Source organism: Nocardia terrae (assembly GCF_009760405.1).
In the GTDB taxonomy this organism is placed as follows: domain Bacteria; phylum Actinomycetota; class Actinomycetes; order Mycobacteriales; family Mycobacteriaceae; genus Nocardia; species Nocardia terrae.
The window spans coordinates 1,914,148-1,934,160 of sequence record NZ_WRPP01000001.1 but is presented as its reverse complement, the minus strand read 5'-3'; the positions used below and the strand labels follow the sequence as shown (position 1 = coordinate 1,934,160).

General features: G+C 68.6%; 20 protein-coding genes. 13 read left to right on the top strand and 7 right to left on the bottom strand.

Translation table 11 applies throughout. The features are described from left to right. Positions 1–4: 4 nt before the first annotated feature. Both GPX89_RS08960 and GPX89_RS08955 read right to left on the bottom strand, forming a co-directional pair. The gene (locus tag GPX89_RS08960; RefSeq protein ID WP_328601616.1) at positions 5–487 is read right to left on the bottom strand and encodes a cation:proton antiporter regulatory subunit; all 483 of its coding nucleotides are present in this window, start codon (positions 485–487) and stop codon (positions 5–7) included. A 56-nt stretch (positions 488–543) separates the two neighbouring features. After that, on the bottom strand, positions 544–927 hold the full coding sequence (locus GPX89_RS08955; protein WP_407939345.1) for a DUF952 domain-containing protein: 384 nt from the start codon (positions 925–927) through the stop codon (positions 544–546). 119 nt (positions 928–1,046) lie between these two features. Between GPX89_RS08955 and GPX89_RS08950 the strand changes: the two genes are divergently transcribed. Further along, positions 1,047–1,457, top strand: a complete 411-nt coding sequence (locus GPX89_RS08950; RefSeq protein ID WP_157386726.1) for an Ig-like domain-containing protein — start codon at positions 1,047–1,049, stop codon at positions 1,455–1,457. Between the two features lie 116 nt (positions 1,458–1,573). Here GPX89_RS08950 and GPX89_RS08945 read toward each other — a convergent pair whose 3' ends face one another. Next, positions 1,574–2,899: an aldehyde dehydrogenase family protein gene (locus tag GPX89_RS08945; protein WP_157386725.1), complete on the bottom strand. Its 1,326-nt coding sequence runs from the start codon at positions 2,897–2,899 to the stop codon at positions 1,574–1,576. Between the two features lie 135 nt (positions 2,900–3,034). On the opposite strand from GPX89_RS08945, the gene GPX89_RS08940 reads away from it, so the two are divergent. The 6 genes from GPX89_RS08940 to GPX89_RS08915 all read left to right on the top strand — a co-directional run bounded on the left by GPX89_RS08940 (position 3,035) and on the right by GPX89_RS08915 (position 9,614). Beyond that, the gene (locus GPX89_RS08940) at positions 3,035–4,072 is read left to right on the top strand and encodes an AraC family transcriptional regulator (protein ID WP_157386724.1); all 1,038 of its coding nucleotides are present in this window, start codon (positions 3,035–3,037) and stop codon (positions 4,070–4,072) included. 81 nt (positions 4,073–4,153) lie between these two features. Continuing rightward, positions 4,154–5,977 carry an acyl-CoA dehydrogenase gene (locus tag GPX89_RS08935; RefSeq protein WP_157386723.1) on the top strand — a complete coding sequence of 608 codons (1,824 nt, stop codon included), beginning with the start codon at positions 4,154–4,156 and terminating at the stop codon, positions 5,975–5,977. Between the two features lie 485 nt (positions 5,978–6,462). After that, on the top strand, positions 6,463–6,657 hold the full coding sequence (locus GPX89_RS44425; protein ID WP_040809921.1) for a DUF7455 domain-containing protein: 195 nt from the start codon (positions 6,463–6,465) through the stop codon (positions 6,655–6,657). 301 nt (positions 6,658–6,958) lie between these two features. After that, positions 6,959–8,692, top strand: a complete 1,734-nt coding sequence (locus GPX89_RS08925; RefSeq protein WP_157387184.1) for a DEAD/DEAH box helicase — start codon at positions 6,959–6,961, stop codon at positions 8,690–8,692. A 1-nt stretch (position 8,693) separates the two neighbouring features. Continuing rightward, a complete protein-coding gene (locus GPX89_RS08920; protein ID WP_157386722.1) occupies positions 8,694–9,242 on the top strand; it encodes a hypothetical protein in 549 nt (182 codons plus the stop codon). 78 nt (positions 9,243–9,320) lie between these two features. Next, positions 9,321–9,614 (top strand): DUF1905 domain-containing protein, encoded by a 294-nt coding sequence (locus GPX89_RS08915; RefSeq protein ID WP_157386721.1) that lies wholly within the window; start codon positions 9,321–9,323, stop codon positions 9,612–9,614. Between the two features lies 1 nt (position 9,615). On the opposite strand, the gene GPX89_RS08910 is transcribed toward GPX89_RS08915, so the two are convergent. Next, positions 9,616–11,325 carry a DEAD/DEAH box helicase gene (locus tag GPX89_RS08910; protein ID WP_328601614.1) on the bottom strand — a complete coding sequence of 570 codons (1,710 nt, stop codon included), beginning with the start codon at positions 11,323–11,325 and terminating at the stop codon, positions 9,616–9,618. A 122-nt stretch (positions 11,326–11,447) separates the two neighbouring features. Between GPX89_RS08910 and GPX89_RS08905 the strand changes: the two genes are divergently transcribed. The 4 genes from GPX89_RS08905 (at position 11,448) to GPX89_RS08890 (ending at position 15,252) form a co-directional block, all read left to right on the top strand. Then, complete coding sequence (locus tag GPX89_RS08905) at positions 11,448–12,542, top strand: YihY/virulence factor BrkB family protein (protein ID WP_157386719.1); 1,095 nt, start codon at positions 11,448–11,450, stop codon at positions 12,540–12,542. A gap of 36 nt (positions 12,543–12,578) precedes the next feature. Then, a complete protein-coding gene (locus GPX89_RS08900; protein WP_157386718.1) occupies positions 12,579–13,376 on the top strand; it encodes a helix-turn-helix transcriptional regulator in 798 nt (265 codons plus the stop codon). A 57-nt stretch (positions 13,377–13,433) separates the two neighbouring features. Then, entirely contained in the window at positions 13,434–14,348 is a 915-nt protein-coding gene (locus tag GPX89_RS08895) for an SMP-30/gluconolactonase/LRE family protein (RefSeq protein WP_157386717.1), read from the top strand. Between the two features lie 91 nt (positions 14,349–14,439). Further along, entirely contained in the window at positions 14,440–15,252 is an 813-nt protein-coding gene (locus GPX89_RS08890; protein ID WP_157386716.1) for a PIG-L family deacetylase, read from the top strand. 21 nt (positions 15,253–15,273) lie between these two features. Here GPX89_RS08890 and GPX89_RS08885 read toward each other — a convergent pair whose 3' ends face one another. Together GPX89_RS08885 and GPX89_RS08880 are read right to left on the bottom strand one after the other, a co-directional pair. Continuing rightward, positions 15,274–16,656: an FAD-dependent oxidoreductase gene (locus GPX89_RS08885; RefSeq protein WP_157386715.1), complete on the bottom strand. Its 1,383-nt coding sequence runs from the start codon at positions 16,654–16,656 to the stop codon at positions 15,274–15,276. Positions 16,657–16,681: 25 nt separating this feature from the next. Beyond that, positions 16,682–17,698, bottom strand: a complete 1,017-nt coding sequence (locus tag GPX89_RS08880; protein ID WP_198347312.1) for a sigma-70 family RNA polymerase sigma factor — start codon at positions 17,696–17,698, stop codon at positions 16,682–16,684. 161 nt (positions 17,699–17,859) lie between these two features. Between GPX89_RS08880 and GPX89_RS08875 the strand changes: the two genes are divergently transcribed. Next, the gene (locus GPX89_RS08875) at positions 17,860–18,429 is read left to right on the top strand and encodes a dihydrofolate reductase family protein (protein ID WP_328601613.1); all 570 of its coding nucleotides are present in this window, start codon (positions 17,860–17,862) and stop codon (positions 18,427–18,429) included. Positions 18,430–18,577: 148 nt separating this feature from the next. Next, a complete protein-coding gene (locus tag GPX89_RS08870; protein ID WP_157386713.1) occupies positions 18,578–19,339 on the top strand; it encodes a lysophospholipid acyltransferase family protein in 762 nt (253 codons plus the stop codon). Between the two features lie 4 nt (positions 19,340–19,343). Here GPX89_RS08870 and GPX89_RS08865 read toward each other — a convergent pair whose 3' ends face one another. Next, positions 19,344–20,006: a nitroreductase gene (locus tag GPX89_RS08865; protein WP_157387182.1), complete on the bottom strand. Its 663-nt coding sequence runs from the start codon at positions 20,004–20,006 to the stop codon at positions 19,344–19,346. Positions 20,007–20,013 lie beyond the last annotated feature (7 nt).

The following is a 20,013-nucleotide window of genomic DNA, read 5'->3' as shown; positions in this document are numbered from 1 at the left end:
AGCGTCAGCCGTCGGCCAGGATGCGAGCGGCCGCGTCCAGCCCGTGCTCGGTGCCGACCACGACGAGGATGTCCCCGGAGTCGAGCACCTGATCCGGTCCCGGTGACGGTTGCACCTGACCCGCCCGCATGATCGCGACGATGGACGACTTGGTGCGGGTCCGCATGCCGGTGTCGCCGAGTCTGCGCCCGCGATAGGGCGAGCTACCGCTGATGCTCAACTGTCTGGTGGTGATCCCGGGTAGGTCGGAGTGTTCGTCACGCAGCTGCTGCACCAGCTGCGGCGCGCCCAGCAGATTCGCCATCACCGCGGCCTCGTCCGGGGTCAGCGGCACCTGCGCCAGGCAGGCGTCGGGATCGTCCCGCTGGGAGACGATCAGATCGATGCCGCCGTCCCGGTGCGCGACCACCCCGATCCGCCGTCCCGACCGGACTTCGAAGTCCTTCCGTACACCGATACCGGGCAGCGCTGTCACATCGACGTTCACGCCGTCCAGATTAGGACAACCCGGCGCAAACCCCGGGAGCTGTGTCCGGGCGGTGATCAGTTCGCCGCGAGCGGGGCGAAGGTGCCGTCGGGGCCGGGCCGGAAGTCGGTCACCTCGAGCACCGCGGCCAGCGGCAGCGGACCGTAGAGGTGCGGGAAGCGCATGGAGTCCGGGTCGGTCGGCACGCCCGGCTCCCACTTCACCGGTGCGTCGAGCCGGGCCGGGTCCAGGTGCAGCAGCACCAGATCGGTGCGCCCGGCGAAGATCCGGTTGGCCGGGAGATGGGCCTGGTAGGGCGCGGAGAGATGGATGAATCCGGTCTCGGGCAGGTCGGGGGTGCGGTATTCGCCTGCGGCGCGGGCGTTTTCCCACTCCGCCCGGGAGCAGATATGCAGCAGTGTCGTCGGCGTCGTGTCCTGTTCGGTTCCCACTCGATCCACCTTATGCGCAGGTCGACGAGAGAAAGTTCCCGAAACTCTCCCACACAGTAAGTGAAACGCTTATATTTCGCTCGCGTCGGTGTCACGCCGACGCGAGATACATGCGAGAGGTACACCAAATGGGCAACATACAGCGGTTCGGCTTCGGAGTCGGCGCGATCGGCGCACTGGCCACGGCCGCGGCACTGGCGGCGCCGTCGGCGAGCGCCTTCGTCATCAACGTTCAGCTGGCGTCGAACAGCCCGATCGTCGGCTGCGCCGACGTCATCACGGCGAACGTGGACGTCACCGGCGACCTGATCCCGGTGAACTTCACCGACAACGGCGACAGCATCGGCTCGGCAGCGCCGTCGGTCGGCGTCAACCAGGCGACCATCAAGTGGTACCCGAAGACCGCGGGTTCGCACACGATCGTGGCGAGCCAGCCGCTCAGCAGCAAGTCCGTCACCGTCACCGTCTCCGCCGCCAACCCGCTGTCCTCGGGATCCGGCGGCGCGGGCTGCGCCGCGACCGGCGGCTCGTTCGGTTAAACCCGCTCAGCGGCCGCCCGGCCGTGATGTCTTCGTCGATACCCCCGGAGGGCGCCGGGGGTATCGTCGTTTCATCGGATCACTCTGCGGGACAGCCGATTCCGCGGCAGTCACGCTCAGAACGGCTGCGGCCGGGCCACGTGCAGAGAGACGTCGTTGACGCCGACCCGGGCCGGGGCGAAGCGGGCCACGGCGCGAGCCGCGGCCACGGTGTCGGCGGTCCAGACACTCACACACGGTCCGGCCGGGGACCGCCGGGCCAGTTCGAACGCCTCCCCCGCGTCGGCCACCCGGACCACGGGCAGCACCGGGCCCAGGGTCTGCTGGGTGAGCACGGACATGGTCGGATCGACGTCGGCGAGCACGGTCGGTTCGAAGACGTGATCCGCCCCGGTTCCTCCGCAGCGCAGGGTCGCACCCTTGAGCAGGGCGTCTCGGACCTGGTCGCGCACCAGATCGACCTGTGCGGCCGAAGTCATGACGCCGGTGCCGATCTCGTCTCCGAGGATCGGACCGAAGGCGGCCGCCTCGGTCACCAGCTTGTCGAGGAAGGCGTCGTAGGCGGGTGCCTCGACGTAGATGCGCTCGACGCAGTTGCAGCTTTGCCCGTTGTTCGCCAGTCCGCCCAGCGCGATGCTGGCCGCCGCCCTGTCCAGATCAGCATCGGACAAAACGACCGCCGCGGACTTGCCGCCCAGGTCCAGGCAGCACGGAATCAGACGGGCGGCGGCGCGCAGGGCCACCACTTTCCCGGTCTCCACGCTGCCGGTGAACCGAACATAATCCACGGAATCGAGGACGGCGGGTCCGGCTTCGGGCCCGGACACCGACTCGAAAACCGCTGGGGCCCCGAGACTCCCCCACGCCGCGGCCAGCGCCCGCAGGGTCAGCGGCGTCTCCGAGGACGGTTTCACCACGACCGCGGCGCCCGCGACCAGCGCGGGTACGGCGTCATACACGGCTAAGGCCAGCGGGTAGGTCCAGGGCCCGATCACCCCGACCACCGCGCCCGCCGGATGCGCGACGGCCAGCTGCATGGCCGCCCCCGGACGCAGGGCGACCTGCGGGTGTCGCCCGCCCAGGAATTCCGCGCCGTGCGCGCGATAGTGGTCGAGGGCATCGAGGGCCAGGCCGAACTCGGCATCGGCCTCCGACTCGGTCTTGCCGGTCTCCGCGCCCAGCAGCTCGACCATGGCATCCCGGTTGTCCAGCAACCAGTTTCGGAACAAGGTCAACCAGTGGATCCGACCGACCACCCCGAGCGAGTGCCAGAGCGCGGCGTTCTCCCGCAGCCGCGTCACGGTGGCACGCACGCGTTCGGGCGTGTCGGTGGCGATGGTGTCGACCACCCGGCCGTCGGCGGGTGCGATCACGGTGAGCATGGGCGGGCGGACCTTTCCGGCATCCGGCACCTGGTTATATGAGTTTTGCGCGGTGCGCATGAATCTCACCGTATGGGTGAGGGTTTCGGCCGACCAGCTTCCAATCGGCCAGGAATCGGCGAATATGGGCCGCACCAGGCAACTTACCGGCCGGTAACGGGCATGCGGAAGCCCAGAGTTTGCGAGACTTCCTGAGTGAGCGAAGAGTTGGTGCCGCTGCGTTCCATCTTCAGCACCGCGCTGCTGGCCGATTTCGCGCTGGGCCGCGGTATCCCGGCGGAGGTGGTGCTGCGCGACACCGGGATCCGGGAGGCCAACCTGCGCGACCCCTCGGCCGAAATCACCATGGCCCAGGAGTTCTGCGTGCTGCGCAATGTCGTCGCGGCCACCGACGACGAACCCGGCATGGGATTGCTGGCCGGGCTGCTCTGCCATCCGCCGTCCATGGGCGTCCTCGGCTTCGCGCTCATGAGCAGCTCGAATCTGCGGCACGCCATGGACATTGCGCTGCGCTACGCCGATCTGTCGTTCACCGCCGCCCGGCACTACAGCGAGAACCGGGGCGCGGAGGTGTGGGTCGTCCGCGACGACAGCATGCTGCCCGAGGAGATCCGCCGCTTCACCCTCGAACGCGATCTGGCCGCCATCGCCACCATCCAGCAGGACCTCATCCCGATCCGGGTTCCCGCCGTGCGGGTGGAGCTCTACGTGGACGCGCACCCCATCTACGAGATGTTCGGCGCGGTGTTCGGCGTCGAGGAGGTCACCTTCTCGGCTCCCCAGTCCCGCATGGCCTTTCAGACCAGCACACTGGAAACCCCGCTACCCCAGGCGAATCTGTCGACCGCCCGGTTCTATGAGCAGCAGTGCACCGACCTCATGGAATCCCGCCGCAGCCGCTCCGGCCTGTCCGGCCGGGTACGCCAACTGCTCATCCGCCACGGCGGTTCCGCCGACCAGGCCCGCATCGCCGCCGACCTCGACGTGAGCGTCCGCACCCTGCGCCGGCGCCTGTCGGAGGAAGGCACCACCTTCCGCGAACTGAGTCTGGAGACCGTCGGCATGCTCGCCGAGGAACTGCTCATCGCGGGCCTGACCGTCGAACAGGCCGCCGACCGCCTCGGCTACGCCAGCGTCTCCGCCTTCGCCTCCGCCTTCCGCACCTGGAAGGGCCAATCGCCCGGCCACTTCGGCCGGGCCCACCGCGGCCGCGCCCCGGTCAGGACTCGTTAGCGGTCCGCGGTGACACCAGCGAACAGAGATTGAGACATACCCTCGCTGGTGTATCAATCGGCGGTCTGGTAGGAGAGAGGTATGAATCCGTCCTGCATCATGTCCGCCGGTGATATCGAGTTCCTGCTCTACGACTGGCTGAACGTGGAGCGGCTGACGGACCGGGAGCGGTTCGCCGACCACTCCCGCGAGACGTTCGACCAGGTGTTGCGACTGTGCCAGGATCTGGCGACCACCTACTTCGCGCCGCACAATCGCGACAACGATCTGCACGAGCCCACCTTCGACGGCGAGCGGGTGAGCATCATCCCGGCGGTCGGCAAGGCGTTGAAGGCGTTCGCCGATTCCGGGATGGTCGGCGCGGCAATGGATTACGAGATCGGCGGCATGCAACTACCGCACTCGGTCTACACCGCATGCATGTCGTGGTTCCATGCCGCCAATGTCGGCACCGCCTCCTACGTGCTGCTCACCACCGGCAATGCGAATCTACTTGCCGCGCACGGCAGTCCGGAGCAGATCGACACCTATGTGCGGCCCATGCTGGAGGGGCGCAACTTCGGGACCATGGCGCTGTCGGAGCCGCAGGCCGGGTCCAGCCTGGCCGATATCACCACCCGCGCGGTCCCGGCCGGGGACGGCTCGTACCGGGTGTTCGGGCACAAGATGTGGATCTCCGGCGGCGACCACGAGCTCTCGGAGAACATCGTCCATCTGGTGCTGGCCCGCATTCCCGGAGCGCCCGAGGGGACCCGCGGCATCTCGCTGTTCATCGTGCCCAAGTTCCTGCCCGACGCGGACGGCAATCCGACCGTGCGCAACGATGTCGCGCTCTCGGGCATCAACCACAAGATGGGGTGGCGCGGCACCGTCAATACCGCGCCGGTCTTCGGTGACGGCAACTTCACCCCCGGCGGGGAGCCCGGGGCGGTCGGGTATCTGGTGGGCGAGCCGAATCAGGGTCTGGCACAGATGTTCACGATGATGAACGAGGCGCGCATCGGCGTCGGCCTGGCCTCCACGGCGCTGGGCTACACCGGATACCTGAAGTCGCTCGAATATGCCCGCAGCCGCCCGCAGGGGCGTCCGGTGGCCGCGCGCGGCGGAGCCCAGGTGCCGATCATCGAGCACCCGGACGTGCGGCGCATGCTGCTGGCCCAGAAGTCCTATGCCGAAGGGGCGTTGGCGCTGCAGCTGTACTGCGGCACGCTGGTCGACGAACAGCGCACCGCGGCAACCGAATCCGAACGGGCCCGCGCGGGCACCCTGCTGCGCATCCTGACCCCGATCGCCAAGTCCTGGCCCAGCCAGTGGTGCCTGGCCGCCAACGATCTGGCCATCCAGATCCACGGCGGGGCCGGGTACACCCGCGACTACGACGTGGAACAGCACTATCGCGACAACCGGCTCAATCCGATTCACGAAGGCACCCACGGCATTCAGAGCATGGATCTACTGGGCCGCCAGGTCACCCTGGACAGCGGCGCGGCCCTGGCCGCCCTGCTCGACACCATGGCGGCGAGCATCGGCCGGGCCCGCGGCACCGGCGACCCGGAGCTGGCCGGGTTCGCCGACGCCCTGGAGGCGGCCACCGCGCGGCTGGCAGGCACCACGGCGGGTCTGTGGCGCGACGGCAATCCCGAGGCGGCGCTGGCCAATTCGGCGGTCTACCTCGAGGCGTTCGGGCACGTGGTGCTCGCCTGGATCTGGCTGGAGCAGGCGGTGACCGCGCACGGGCTGCCCGCGCGCGACGCGCAGCACCGGGATCGCGAGGCGTTCCTGCGCGGCAAGCGGCTGGCCGCCCGGTACTTCTTCCGCTGGGAACTGCCCCGCACCACACCGCAATTCGACCTGCTCGACTCCGGCGACCGCACCACGCTGGAGCTCGACGAGTCCTGGTTCTGAGCCGGGTAGCTGTTCGCGCTCCGCGAACAGCTCCCGCACCGGGTACCCCGGTACCGTACCGCCGCCGGCACGTGTCCCGAGGTCACGCCGGTCGCGATCAGGTCTCCGATCCACCCGCCTTGATTACGGTTTGCTGGCGTCCCGGCCTCGAGGATCAATCGTGGTGTGAGTGTCGGTGGCCGCGGGTAGTCTCCCGGTAGACAACTCGATCAGCGTGTTCGAACAGGAGGTGTCGCGCTCTCCTCTCTTCCGGAGAAAATGCAGGGCCCTATTCCCAAGACCTGTTCGCTTTCAGCGAAATCCCAGGTCGTGTTACTGAAAACACACGGGAAACTCAACGGGAACAAAGACCTCCTGCCGAACGTCTGACAGAGTAGTCATCAGCCACTGCTGGGAAGTAGCGGTAGCGAGGTTCGCGGGAAGGCCCGCGGACCCCCACACCAGGCGAACGGTGTGCGAACACCCGGAGCCAGGACGGAGGAGTCATGCCAGGAACCCTGACTAGCACCCCACTGACCGCGGTCGACCGTTGCGACCGCTGCGGGGCAGCTGCGCGCGTGCGCGCAACCCTTCCCGCAGGTGGAGAGTTGCTCTTCTGCCAGCATCACGCCAACGAGCACATGGACCGTCTTCGTGCGCTCGAGGCCGTGATCGACACGGAGTCGGCACCGGCGCTTTAACAGCTCCTCCAACCCGGAGGCAGTGGTACATCCTCCGGGGAGCCCGCTCGACAATTGAATCTTCCCAACAGAAAACCCGGCAGCGGGCGACCAGCAGGTCGCCCGCTGTTGCTGTGTCAGGGCATGCGAAGCGGTCATAGCGGAAGCGAATTGTATGTGCTGTGGGCCACATCCGTGGCCTGGGACACGCGAAACCCGCTGCGCGCAACGCGAGAATCGTCATGTGCACACAGCATGATCGACCCGGTACAACGGATGGGTGCCGCAGACCTCGCAAGCCACCTACCTGCAGGATCGACATATGTTCGCGCTCTGGACGTGGAACGGCCACGCCCCCGGACGCGCACCGAAGGACCTGGGCGAGGTGGAGACCCTCGCTCTGGCCGTTCCGGACCGTGACGGCATCGGCGTCACGGACGTGGAATGCGCTCTCGTAGAACCGGAACGGTTATTCACTCTTGCTATCGAAAACCCGGGGGAATCGATACAGCTGTTACGGGAAGCACTCGAGACGGACGTCGAGGCGCGGCGACTGCCCACGGCCGCGCACGCCGTGCCGAACGCGACCGGGACCGCCGTCGTGTCGGCGGGACGGACATTGCGGGCGTTGCGGGCGACCGTCACGCTCGGGGCGGAGCTGCGCTCGCAGTTGAAGGCGGAGCTGCGGCCGTATCAGGCGCGGGGCATCACCTGGCTGCACGAGACCACCGCGGCGCACGGCGGGGCGGTCCTCGCCGACGAGATGGGGCTGGGCAAGACCGTGCAGGCCATCGGGTATCTGCTCGGGAGGGCCGGGGACGGACCACAACTCGTGGTGTGCCCGACCTCGCTGGTGGGCAACTGGGCCCACGAGATCGAACGCTTCGCGCCCGGACTGCGGGCGATGGCCTGGAAGGGCGGGGAGCGGCCGGCGGCCGAGGCGGGGACCATCGTGGTGACCGGGTACCCGACGCTGCGCGGGCACGGGGAGGCGCTGGCCGGGCAGCGGTGGGCGAGCGTGGTTTTCGACGAGGCGCAGTTCCTGAAGAATCCGCTCACCCAGGTGGCGAAGGCGGCGCGGGCCATCGACGCCGACGCTCGGGTCGCGTTGACCGGTACACCGGTGGAGAACCACCTCGACGAGTTGTGGGCGCTGCTGAATCTGGTCGTGCCGCAGGAGTTCACGCACAAGGCGCAGTTCCGGCGGCGGTTCGTGCGGCCGATCAGCGAGGGGTCGGCGAACGCGGTGCTGCGGCTGCGCGACGCCCTCGAACCGATCGTGCTGGGGCGGCGCAAGTCCCAGGTGGCCGCCAGCCTGCCGCCCAAGATCCAGACCGATCTGGTATGCGATCTGACCGCCGAGCAGGAGCGGCTCTACGACCAGCTGCTGGATCGGGCCGAGGCGGCCGGTTTCGGCACCGGCACCCAGCGGCACACCCGGGTGCTGGCCGTGCTGACCGAGCTCAAGCAGGTGTGCAACCATCCGGGGCTGATCACCGGGGAGCTGGGCGAATTGGCCGGGCGGTCCGGCAAATTCGACGCCTGCTCCGACATTCTGGCCAGCAATCTCGAATCGGACGCGCCGACACTGGTGTTCACCCAGTACCGGCAGACCGGTGAGCTGCTGGTGCGGCACTGCGCTGAGGAGTTCGGGGTCACCGTGCCGTTCTTCCACGGCGGGCTCGACCAGCGGCAGCGCGGCGAGATCGTCGCCGACTTCCAATCCCCGGACGGCCCACCGATATTGGTGCTCAGCCTGCGGGCGGCGGGCACCGGCCTGACCCTGACCCGCGCCGCCGACGTCATCCACTTCGACCGCTGGTGGAATCCCGCCGTCGAGGCCCAGGCTTCCGACCGCGCCCACCGCATCGGCCAGACCCGCACCGTCACCGTCACCACCCTGACCTCGGGCACCACCATCGAGGAACACATCGCGGGCATGCACGACCGCAAATCCGCCCTCACCGACCTCACCGACGCCGCGGGCGTCGCCGAACTCTCGCGACTCGACGACGAACGCCTGATGGAACTGCTACGCCGAAAGCGGGGGAACTGACATGCCCGACAACGAATTCGGCTACACCGCCTGGGGCCGCGACTGGCTCCGCCTCGCCGAACCCCTCCGCCTCACCAAACCCGAACCCCTCCTCCCCCGCGCCCGCAGCATCGCCCGCAACAACGGCGTCCGCACCGAAATCGAGGGCACGGTAGTCCGATCCCACATCCATCGCGGCACCGAAGCCTCGGTAACCCACCTGGAACTGACAACCTTCCCCCGCACCACCATCGAAGCCCTCGCCGCGCTGCTCCCCGCCGACACCCTCACTCTCAGCGACGACCTCCACGCCGCCGCCGTAGCCGCCGGAATCTCGCTGACCCCGATCCTCGCCGGCTCGGACTGCTCCTGCCGAGCCCGCAACCCCCGCTGTCTCCACATGCTCGCCACCTGCTACGCAGTAGTTCGCCTCATCGACGAGACCCCCTGGCTGGCCCTCGATCTCCAGGGCTACCGCAGCACCCCGCCACCCCCCGACACCGACATGCCCGTCTCGATCCCCCGCTGGACCCCCATCGACGCCCTCGACCCGGCAACCTATTTCGGCTGACCGGACCCGATCCGCCACGATCAGGATCGCTGACGTGCGCACGGCGGGGCTGTCGTACCTGGCCGTTACGGTCGGCACATGGCGATCTCCACGTACTCGTTCACGGCCGAGCTCTGGGAGTGGGAGGCTCGCGCCTCGTGGTTCTTCGTGAGCCTGCCCGAGGCCGTCGCCGATGAGATCGAGGCGCGGTACGGCCATACCGCCAAGGGATTCGGGTCGATCAAGGTGAAGGTCACCGTGGGCGGCAGCCGGTGGTCCACCTCGATCTTTCCCGATCGCACCACCTATGTGATGCCGGTGAAGAAAGCGGTCCGGGTCGCCGAGGAGTTGGAGGTCGGCGACCCGGTGCAGGTCGAGCTACGCATCGTGTAGGTCAGAGGCGGCGGAGGGCCGCGATGCGTTGGGAGAGTTGGTCGGCGGTGGCCAACGCGGTTGGGGGGCCGCCGCATTCGCGGCGTAGGTCGCCGTGGATGACGCCGTGGGCCTTGCCGGTGCGGTGGTGGTGCATGGCGACGAGGCTGTTGAGTTCGCGGCGGAGTTCGGAGAGGCGGTCGGAGGTGGCGGCGCGTTCGGCGGCGGCCTCGACCGACGGGCCGGTGGGGGCCGCGGCGGCGGCGCTGCGTTCCTGGAGTTGGCGGGACTGGCGTTCGCGGAGCAGGGCGCGCATCTGGTCGGCGTCGAGGAGGCCGGGGATGCCGAGGTAGTCGGCTTCCTCGTCGCTGCCGGCGAAGGTGGCGGTGCCGAAGGAGTCGCCGTCGTAGATGACCTGGTCGAGTTCGGCGTCGGCGGCCAGGGCGACGAACTTCTTCTCCTCCTCGCCGGGCTCGTCCTTCTGCTTGTTGGCGTCGATGAGCAGTTCGTCCTCGAGGGCGTTGGCCTCGCGGTGCGGTTTGCCGATGACGTGGTCGCGCTGCAGTTCCAGCTGGGCGGCAAGATCCAGCAGGACCGGCACCGAGGGCAGGAAGACGCTGGCGGTCTCACCGGCCTTGCGGGCACGCACGAAACGGCCGATGGCCTGCGCGAAGTACAGCGGAGTCGACGCCGAGGTGGCGTAGACGCCGACGGCCAGGCGCGGCACGTCGACACCCTCGGACACCATGCGCACCGCGACCATCCACGGGTCGGTGTTGTTGCTGAAGGCGCCGATGCGGTCGGAGGAGTCCGGGTCGTCGGAGAGCACGATGGTCGGCTTGGTGCCCGAAATGTGTTCCAGCAGTTCGGCGTAGTCGCGCGCCTTGTCCTGGTCGGTGGCGATGACCAGGCCGCCCGCGTCGGGCATGCCGGTGGCGCGCAGCTGGCGCAGGCGGGTGTCGGCGGCGGTGAGCACCTTCGACATCCAGTCGCCGGCGGGGTCGAGGGCGGTGCGCCAGGCGCGGGCGGTCTGCTCGGCGTTCAGCGGTTCACCGAGACGGGCCGAGTACTCCTCGCCCGCGCTGTCGCGCCAGTGCGCCTCGCCGGAGTAGGCGAGGAAGACCACGGGTCTGACGACGCCGTCGGCCAGCGCCTCGGAGTAACCGTAGGTGTGGTCGGCGCGCGACTTCTCGAAACCGGACTCGTCGCGCTCGTAGGTGATGAACGGGATCTTCGAGTCGTCGGACCGGAACGGGGTACCGGTCAGATGCAGGCGGCGGGTGGCGTCGCTGAACGCCTCCTCGACGGCCTCGCCCCAGCTCTTGGCGTCACCGGCGTGGTGGATCTCGTCCATGATCACCAGCGTCTTGCGGTTCTCGGTGCGCACCCGGTGCTTGAACGGGTGCGAGGCGATCTGCGCGTAGGTGACCACCACGCCGTGATAGTCCGAGGAGGTGGACCCGGTCGAGTTGGAGAAGTTCGAGTCCAGCTGAATCCCGTTGCGCGCGGCCGAGGCCGCCCACTGGTGCTTGAGGTGCTCGGTGGGCGCGACCACTGTCACCTGGTCGACCGTGCGGTCGTTCAACAGCTCGGCAGCCACCCGCAACGCGAAGGTCGTCTTACCCGCGCCGGGCGTGGCGACGGCAAGGAAATCGCGTGGCTTGGCTGTCAGATACTTGGTTAGTGCCCTGCGCTGCCATGCACGTAATGAACCGCCACCACCCGAAGTCACTCGGTAGAGAGTAGCGATCCATCCCGACAGCTTTCCAATCCGACACAGTGGGTTCGAGTGCGCCACGACACATTGCGGGTCCGCTCCCATTCGAACCGCTGGTAGGCGATGCTTAGGCCACGATGAACGCGCACGACGAATCTCCGCAACACGCCGACGCGCCCGCGCCCGCAGCGCCCGTCGTGCTCGCCGCCACCCGCTGGGGCCGCATCCGCCAGCTCGTGGTGCACACCGCGGTGAAGGCGTGGGACGATTCCATCTTCAACAAGTCGGCGGCGGCCGCGTTCTGGCAGACGCTCTCGCTCGCGCCGCTGCTGCTGGGTCTGCTGGGCAGCCTCGGTTACGTCGGGCACTGGTTCGGGCCGAACACCGTGGGCATCGTGCAGTCCAAGATCGTGGCGTTCGCGCGGAAGGCGTTCAGCCCCAGCGTGGTCGACAGCCTGGTGCAGCCGACGGTGAACGATGTGCTGCAGCGCGGGCACGGCGGGGTGGTGTCGGTGGGTTTCGTGCTGTCGCTGTGGGCCGGTTCGTCGGCGATGGCGACCTTCGTCGACGCGATCACCGCCGCGCACGGGCAGGCCACGGCCCGCCATCCGGTCTGGCAGCGCATCTTCGCCCTGCTGCTGTATGTGGCCTTTCTGATCATCGCCGTGCTGGTGCTGCCCCTGATCGCCCTGGGCCCCACCATCATCGGCCGGGTCCTGCCCCACACCTGGCGGGAGCCAGGCCTGCGCCTGATCGACACCTTCTACTACCCGGGCACCGGTCTGTTGCTGATCGTCGGTCTGACCTTCCTCTACAAGACGGCCCTGCACCGCACCCTCCCCTGGCACCGCCTGTTCGGCGGCGCTCTCGTCGCGGGCGTCTTCTTCATGGCCGCCAGCGAGGGCCTGCGCCGCTACCTGACCTGGGTCACGCGGACCGGCATCTCCTACGGAGCGCTCGCCGCTCCGATCGCCTTCCTGCTGTTCACCTTCTTCCTGGCGTTCGCGATCATCCTCGGGGCCGAATTCAATGCCAGCGTGCAGGAGTTCTGGCCCGCCCGGGCCACCCGCCTCGCCCAGATCCGCGCCTGGTGGCGAGACCGCCGCCACCGCGACACCGCGACGACCACACCGATGCCCTCGATCGCGCCCGCGCCTGCGCCGAAGGATCCGCCCGCACCCGCGACTCCGCCCCGGTCGCCGTCAGTGCGAACCAACTCCCCGACCACCTGATTGGTCTCGCGCCGCGCGGCGGGTGAGGATCGCTGTATGTCGAACGAACTCGGGGAGTTTCTGCGGGCCTGCCGGGCGGCCCGACGTCCCGACGAGGTCGGGCTGGTCTCGCACGGCCGACGCCGGGTCGCGGGGCTGCGGCGCGAGGAGGTCGCCGAGCTCGCCGCGATGAACATCGACTACTACACCCGGCTCGAGCAGGGACGGGAGCGCCGACCGTCGGCGCAGATGCTGGAGGCGCTCAGCGGTGCGCTGCGGTTGAACGAGGAGGTGCGCGACCACCTGTATCGCCTCGCGGGTGTCGCGCCGCCCGGGCGGCGGCCGCGTCCGGACGAACCGGTCGGCCCGGCGCTGCGTCACCTGCTCGACAGCTATCCGGCCGCGCCGGCGCTGGTGTTGAACCCGGCCATGGACATTCTCGCCACCAATGCCGTGGCGGACGCGTTCTTCTCGAGCTTCGCGTGCCGGGACAACATGGCGCGGATGATCTTCCTCGAACCGGACGCGCCCCGATTCTGCGTCGACTGGGACTGGACGTGCCGAGCCATCGTGGCGGGCTTCCGGCAGGCGGGCGCGCTCTATCCGGAGGACGCACGCCTGGCGGAAGTGATCGCCGAACTCGTCGGAGCCAGTACCGAATTCGCCGAGCTGTGGCATTCCTACACGCTGTGCAACGCGACGACCGAGCCCCGGGAGTTCCTGCACCCCGAGGTCGGTCAGCTCCTGCTGACCTACGAATCCTTCGATGTGCGCGGCAGCGCGGGCCGTCGACTGATGGTCTATCACGCCGAGCCCGGCAGCCCCACCGCCGCCGCCCTGGCCCGGCTGGGCTGAGACAGGGTGCAGCGCACCCAGGCAACCGGGTGTTCGGGCTGCCTATCGTCTCCGATCGTGAATCCACTCGCCCGTACGCACCGGATCGCCTCGACCGCCGCGGCGCTGCTCGCCCTGGCGGCGACCGGTGTCGCGCTCCCGGGAACCGCACGATCCCAACCGATCTCGTGCCCGGCTGTCACGGTGACCACCGTCGCCACCGCCACGATCCCGTTCGCCGACTGGGCCGAGAATCTCGGTTTCGACGCCCAGGGCAACCTGTGGGTCGCCCGGCTGTACCGGAACGTGGTGCAGCGCCTGGACAGCGCGGGCCGGGTCACCGCGACCGTGCCGGTCGCCTCCCCCGGCGCGATCCGCCTCGGCCCCGATCATCTCCTGTACGTCGTCTACGGCGACAACTCGCTGAACTTCCTGCCGGGCGCCCACGACAGCGGTGTCGTCCGTTTCGATCCGACCGCCGACGCGCCGGTCCCCGAGACCTTCGTCAATGGCTTGACCATGGCCAATGGCGCCGCGTTCGACCCCGAGGGCAACCTCTACATCGCCGACACCGGGAAGGGCGTGGTCCGGGTCCGCCCCGACGGCACGGTGGACACCCAGTGGTCCGCGCAGGCGGAACTGTTCGGCGTCAACGGCCTTGCCGTCCAGGGTGATTCCGTCTACACCACGGTCTACCTCACCCCGCAGGGCAAACTGCTCCGCATCCCGATCGCCGCCCCGGCCCGCCGAACCACCGTCATGGACACACTGCTCGCCGACGATCTGACGCCCGGCCCCGACGGCTACCTCTACACCGCCACCAGCTCCGGCACCCTCCTCCGCACAAACCCCGGCACCCACGCCAGCTGCCCCCTGCTCACCGCTGACCCGCTCTCCGCCGTAGCGCCCGTCCCCGACTCCGACCGCGACCTCGTGCTCGCAACCGGCCGCGGCGACGTCCTACGCGTCCACCTCGACCCGCAACCTGCCTGATCCCGCCCCTACCGGAATCATCGATCCGGGTCCCGGCGTTCACTCGTAGAGTGAGATCACGAAATCGCCGAGTGCATCAGGATGGGGACTCATGACAGACCAGCTGACGATCATGGCTGTGCACGCGCATCCGGATGACGAGGTGCTCAGCACCGGTGGGGTTTTCGCGCGGTACGCGGCCGAGGGGATTCGGACCGTGTTGGTGACCTGTACGAATGGGGAACAGGGCGATGCGCCGGGTGGGGTGAAGCCCGGGGAGCCGGGGCATGATCCGAGCGCGGTGCGGGCGCAGCGGCTTTCGGAGTTGCGGGAGTCGGCGCGGCTGTTGGGGATCGAGCAGGTGGAGCTGCTGGGGTATCGCGATTCGGGGATGGACGGCTGGGATGGCAATCGGGACCCGGAGGCGTTCTGGAACATTCCCGTCGAGCGGTCGGCCGCGCGGCTGGAGGATCTGATGAGGCACTACCGCCCGCAGGTCGTCGTCACCTATGACGAGAACGGTCAGTACGGCCATCCCGACCATATTCAGGCCAACCGCATCACGCTGGCGGCGGCCGCGGCCACCGGGATTCCGGACAAGCTCTACTACACCGCGATTCCACGCGAGAGCTCGCAGGAGATGTTCAAGACGCTGCGGGCGCAGGGCATGCTCGACTTCGACCCGCCGGCGGACTTCGGCATTCCGATGGATCGGATCACCACGGTGGTGGATGTCGCCCCTTACGCGCAGCAGAAGATCAAGGCCCTCGAGGCGCACGCCAGCCAGAGCGACAGCGTGCCGTTCCTGAACATGCCCGCCGAACTGCAGCAGCTGATGTTCTCCAGCGAGAGTTTTCTGCGGCACGCCAATCGCGTCACGGCCGCCCCGGACCGGGAGACCGACCTCTTCGCCGGTCTCCGCTGAGTTCGCTTACGGCACAGCGCGTCAGCCGCCCGTGGCGTCGCGGCGGACGGCGGTGACGGCCTTGCGGGCGGCGACCTGGACGGGATCCCAGACCGGGGAGAAGGGCGGGGCGTAGCCGAGGTCGAGGGCGACGATCTGGTCGACGGTCAGGCGGGCGGTGAGCGCCACGGCGGCGATGTCGATGCGCTTGCCCGCTCCTTCGCGGCCGACGATCTGGACGCCGAGCAGGCGGCCGGTGCGGCGTTCGGCCAGCATCTTCACCGTCATGGGGGTGGTTCCGGGGAAATAGCCGGAGCGACTGGTGGATTCGATGGTGACGGTGACGAACTGCAGTCCGACCGCCCGCGCGTCGCGTTCCCGCAGACCGGTGCGGGCGACCTCCAGATCGCAGACCTTGCTGACCGCGGTGCCCACCACCCCGGGGAAGGTGGCGTAGTCGCCGCCGACGCCGGAACCGATGATCTGCCCATGCTTGTTGGCGTGCGTGCCGAGCGGAATATGGCGTTCGGTGCCGGAGACCAGGTCGAGCACTTCCACGCAATCGCCTCCCGCCCAAATGTTCTCGTGCCCGCGCACCCGCATGGCGAGATCGGTGAGCAGTCCGCCGGACGCGCCCAGCGGGAGTCCGGCCGCGCGGGCGAGGTCGGTGGCGGGCCGCACACCGATGCCGAGAACCACCACGTCGGCGGGATATTCGGCGTCGGTGGTGGCGACGGCGGTGACCCGGCCCCGCTCGTCGGTGCGTACGGCTGTCAGCTCGGCGTTGCCGACGATCTGAATTCCCATGCCCTGCATGGCTTTACGGATCAACACACCCATATCGGGATCGAGCGTGGACATGGGTTCGGCACCGCGATTGATCATGGTGACCTGGAATCCCCTGTTGATCAACGCTTCTGCCATCTCCACGCCGATGTAGCCCGCGCCCACCACCACCGCGCGGCGGCCCGGATTCGATTCGAGCGTGTCGATGAGCGCCTGCCCGTCATCGAGCGTCTGCACTCCGTGTACGCCGTCCGCGTCGATGCCCGGCAGGTCGGGCCGGATCGGCGTGGCACCCGTGGCGAGCACGAGTTTGTCGTAGCCGGTCCAGCTTTCGTTCCCGGACTCGAGGTCGCGGGAGCGCACTCGCTGCCCGGCGACATCGATCTCCACGACCTCGTTGCGCATGCGCAGATCGATATCGCGCGCCCGATGTTCGGCGGCCGTCCGCGCGATGAGCGCGTCCGGCCCGGCGACGTCCCCGCCCACCCAGTACGGAATCCCGCACGCCGAATACGACGTGAAATGCCCGCGCTCGAACGCGACGATCTCGAGCTCCCCCGGCCCCTTCAATCTCCGCGCCTGCGACGCCGCCGCCATCCCCGCGGCATCCGCGCCAACGACCACCACCCGCTCGCTCATGGCTCGAGGGTAGTTGCCCGGGCTGTCAATCCGGTTCGGGGAGGGTTCGGGGTAGTCCGAAACGCGTCATGAGGGTGGTGTTGCTGAAGCCCGTCATGGCGGTGACGTGATCGCCGTCGGTGTCGATGACCAGCAGGGTGTAGGCGTGGTGGACACCGGTGTGGGGGTCCGCGACATACAGGCCGAAGGCGTGCTGACCGTTGGCTCGGGTGGGCACCACGCGGTAGGTGCGGCCAGGCCGGAAGACGACGGCGGCGAAGAGCCGCCGGGCCGATTCGATGCCGTGGTACTCCAGCATGACCGGGGGCATGGCGAGCCTGACGTCGGTGACGAGCAGTGCGATCAACGCGTCCAGGTCGGCGCGTTCCAGTGCCTCGGTGAGCCGGGCGACGAGCCGGTGCTCGGCGGCGGTGTCGGGTCGGCGGGCGAGCGGGCGACCGGTGCCCGCCAGGTGGTCGTCGACGGTGGCGCGGGCGCGTTTGAGGGCGCTCTGCACCGATTCCGCTGTGGCATCGAGCATCTGGGCGGCTTCGGACGCGTGGTAGCCGAGCACGTCGCGCAGCACGAGCACGGCGCGCTGGCGCGGGGGCAGCAGTTGCAAGGCGGTGATGAAGGCCAGCGAGATGGCCTCGGTGGTCTCGTAGCGGGCTTCCGGTCCGGGACGCTGGTCGGCGAGCAGGACGTCGGGGTAGGGCTCCAACCAGGGCGGGGCGTCACCGGTGCCGGTGGGTTCGGGCAGAGGGACCTCCGGCAGCGCGTGCGCGGTGCGGGGGCGGCGGCTGTCGGCGCGCAGCATGCTCAGGCACCGATTGGTCGCGATCTTGTAGAGCCAGGTCCGCAGTGAGGACCGCTGGCCGAATTCGCCGAGATTGCGCCAGGCGGACACGAGGGTCTCCTGGAGTGCGTCCTCGGCGTCCTGCAGGGATCCGAGCATGCGGTAGCAGTGCACCTGCAACTCGTGGGCGTGCGCCTGGACCAGATCGCGGAACGCGTCGTGGTCACCGGCCCGAGCCCGGGCGATCAGATCCGTCGTGTCCTCCATCGACATGCGTCCTCGCCTTCCTCTTCTCGCGGGCAGCATTCGGCGCACCCGTACATGCAGACGCCGCCGATGCGGCGAATTGGGCGGTGCCCGCACGCCCAATTTCCTTGCCGCCCCGGCGTCTACCCGAATGCAAGCAACAACGAACACTGGAGGACCCCGTGGGCAAGATCGTCATCACCACCAATGCCACCCTCGACGGCGTGGTCGAAGACCCCGACGGCAAGGAAGGGTTCGACCGCGGCGGCTGGTTCTACCGCTTCGGCGAGGCCGACGTCGCCGCCTGGGACGCCCTTTCGACCAGGCAGGCCATCGACGCCGACGCGCTCCTGCTGGGCAGGCGAACCGACACCTGGTTCGGCGTCCGGGAACGCCCCGGCGAATGGCAGGACCGCGTCCTGGCCATGCCGAAGTACGTCGTCTCCACGACCGGCGACAGCCCCGCCCGGCCCAACTCCACCGTCCTCAACGGTAATGCGGTGGAGCAGATCTCAGCCCTCAGAGCCGAGGTCGACGGCGAGATCCTCGTCTACGGCAGCTACACCCTCATCCACACCCTGATCGAACACCATCTGGTCGACGAACTCCGTCTCTGCGTCTTCCCCGTCGTCCTGGGCTCGGGCCGACGCCTTTTCGACGACCTCACCGAACCCCACCCGATGCACCTCACCGACCTCCGCCGCATAGGCGACGGAATCATGTTCTACACCTACGAATTCGAGAAGAGCTGAGCTGAGGCTGTGCGACCCGGCCACCTTTGACCGAACTCGCGGCCGGCGGATCATGAAGGGTGATGGTCGGCGCGGGATCTCTTCCGCGCCGACCCGCCCGGGCATGCGCTGGGCTATGGCGGCTGAGAGCCGAGGTACGAGGAGTGTCATGGTGCGCGAACCGGTGTTCGATGTGCTGACCGCGCTGGTCCGCGGGGTGTTCCGGGCGCAGGGTCTGCGGGTGGACATCGATGGGCAGGAGCATGTTCCGCGCAGCGGCGGGGCGGTCCTGGCGGTCAATCACACCGCCTACCTGGACTTCATGGAGGTCGGGCTGGTGGGCCGCAATTCCGGCCGGAACGTGCGCTACATGATGAAGGCCGAGCTCGAGCACGGCATCGTCGGCTGGCTGATGAAGCAGTGCAAGGCGATCGGTGTGGACCGTGGCCACGGTGCGGAATCCTACGAGCGCGCGGTGACCGCGCTGCGGGACGGCGAGATCGTGGTGGTCTACCCCGAGGCCACCATCAGCCGCAGTTTCGAGCTGAAGGAATTCAAATCCGGCGCGGCTCGCATGGCGATCGAGTCCGGCGCCCCGATCATCCCGATGACGATCTGGGGCGCACACCGCATCTGGACCAAAGACATCCCCAAACACCTCGGCCGCCACCACTTTCCCATCCACATCCGCATCGGCGAGCCCCTGTACGCCCCCGCCGACACCCCCACCACGCCCGAGGCCCTCACCGCCGAATTGCGTTCACGCATGGCAGATCTCCTGACCCGAGCCCAACAGCACTACGACATGCCACCCGCCGCCCCCTGGGTCCCCGCCCGCCTCGGCGGCACCGCCCCCACCCCCGAACAGGCCACCCTCCTCGACCGCGAAGAACTGGCACGCCGCCGCGCCGCAGCCCAACGTCGCCGCTGATCGGCTACTCCAGGAAGGTCACAGTTTCGGCGTGCGGAGCCCGAGGCATGGCGGGGTGGGTCGATTCCTTGTCCGCATAGCCGATGGACATGCCGCAGAACAGGATTCGTTCGGTCGGCGGCGAGATCACCGCGCTCACGGTGCGGTGGTATTCTGCCCAGGCGATTTGAGTGCAGCTGTGCAACCCTTCGGCGCGCAGCAGCAGCATCACCGTCTGGAGATACATCCCCGCATCGGCCCATTGCGGAGCCGGCATATCACGGTCCAGGTAGCAGAACAGCGCTGTCGACGCCCCGAAGCAGTTCCAGTTCTCGGCCCGAACCCGCGCCCGGGCCGATGTGTCGGCGGCGGCGATGCCGAGTGCCCCGTAACGGCGAGCGCCCATATCCGCCAGACGCTCCCGATACGGCGACCCGAGCTGCGGCGGATAGAACGCGAACTCGCGCTCATCGCCGGAATCGCCCCCGGCCACGCGCTCGGCGATCCGCTTCTTCAACTCCGCCAGCCGATCACCGCGCAGAACATAGATATGCCACGGCTGCAGATTCCCGCCCGACGGTGCTCGCGCAGCAGCATTCAGCACCCTGTCGAGGACACTCCGGGGCACGGGATCCTCGGAGAACGCACGAATCGACCGCCGGCTCCGCACAGCCTCATAGACATCCATTTCGCCG

Bases quoted from the DNA above. Each gene is read 5' to 3' on its own strand.
- GPX89_RS08950 (WP_157386726.1), top strand. From the start codon at position 1,047: ATGGGCAACATACAGCGGTTCGGCTTCGGAGTCGGCGCGATCGGCGCA.
- GPX89_RS08945 (WP_157386725.1), bottom strand. From the start codon at position 2,899: ATGCGCACCGCGCAAAACTCATATAACCAGGTGCCGGATGCCGGAAAG.
- GPX89_RS08935 (WP_157386723.1), top strand. From the start codon at position 4,154: ATGAATCCGTCCTGCATCATGTCCGCCGGTGATATCGAGTTCCTGCTC.
- GPX89_RS44425 (WP_040809921.1), top strand. From the start codon at position 6,463: ATGCCAGGAACCCTGACTAGCACCCCACTGACCGCGGTCGACCGTTGC.
- GPX89_RS08925 (WP_157387184.1), top strand. From the start codon at position 6,959: ATGTTCGCGCTCTGGACGTGGAACGGCCACGCCCCCGGACGCGCACCG.
- GPX89_RS08920 (WP_157386722.1), top strand. From the start codon at position 8,694: ATGCCCGACAACGAATTCGGCTACACCGCCTGGGGCCGCGACTGGCTC.
- GPX89_RS08915 (WP_157386721.1), top strand. From the start codon at position 9,321: ATGGCGATCTCCACGTACTCGTTCACGGCCGAGCTCTGGGAGTGGGAG.
- GPX89_RS08905 (WP_157386719.1), top strand. From the start codon at position 11,448: ATGAACGCGCACGACGAATCTCCGCAACACGCCGACGCGCCCGCGCCC.
- GPX89_RS08900 (WP_157386718.1), top strand. From the start codon at position 12,579: ATGTCGAACGAACTCGGGGAGTTTCTGCGGGCCTGCCGGGCGGCCCGA.
- GPX89_RS08890 (WP_157386716.1), top strand. From the start codon at position 14,440: ATGACAGACCAGCTGACGATCATGGCTGTGCACGCGCATCCGGATGAC.
- GPX89_RS08885 (WP_157386715.1), bottom strand. From the start codon at position 16,656: ATGAGCGAGCGGGTGGTGGTCGTTGGCGCGGATGCCGCGGGGATGGCG.
- GPX89_RS08880 (WP_198347312.1), bottom strand. From the start codon at position 17,698: ATGGAGGACACGACGGATCTGATCGCCCGGGCTCGGGCCGGTGACCAC.
- GPX89_RS08870 (WP_157386713.1), top strand. From the start codon at position 18,578: ATGGTGCGCGAACCGGTGTTCGATGTGCTGACCGCGCTGGTCCGCGGG.
- GPX89_RS08865 (WP_157387182.1), bottom strand. From the start codon at position 20,006: ATGGATGTCTATGAGGCTGTGCGGAGCCGGCGGTCGATTCGTGCGTTC.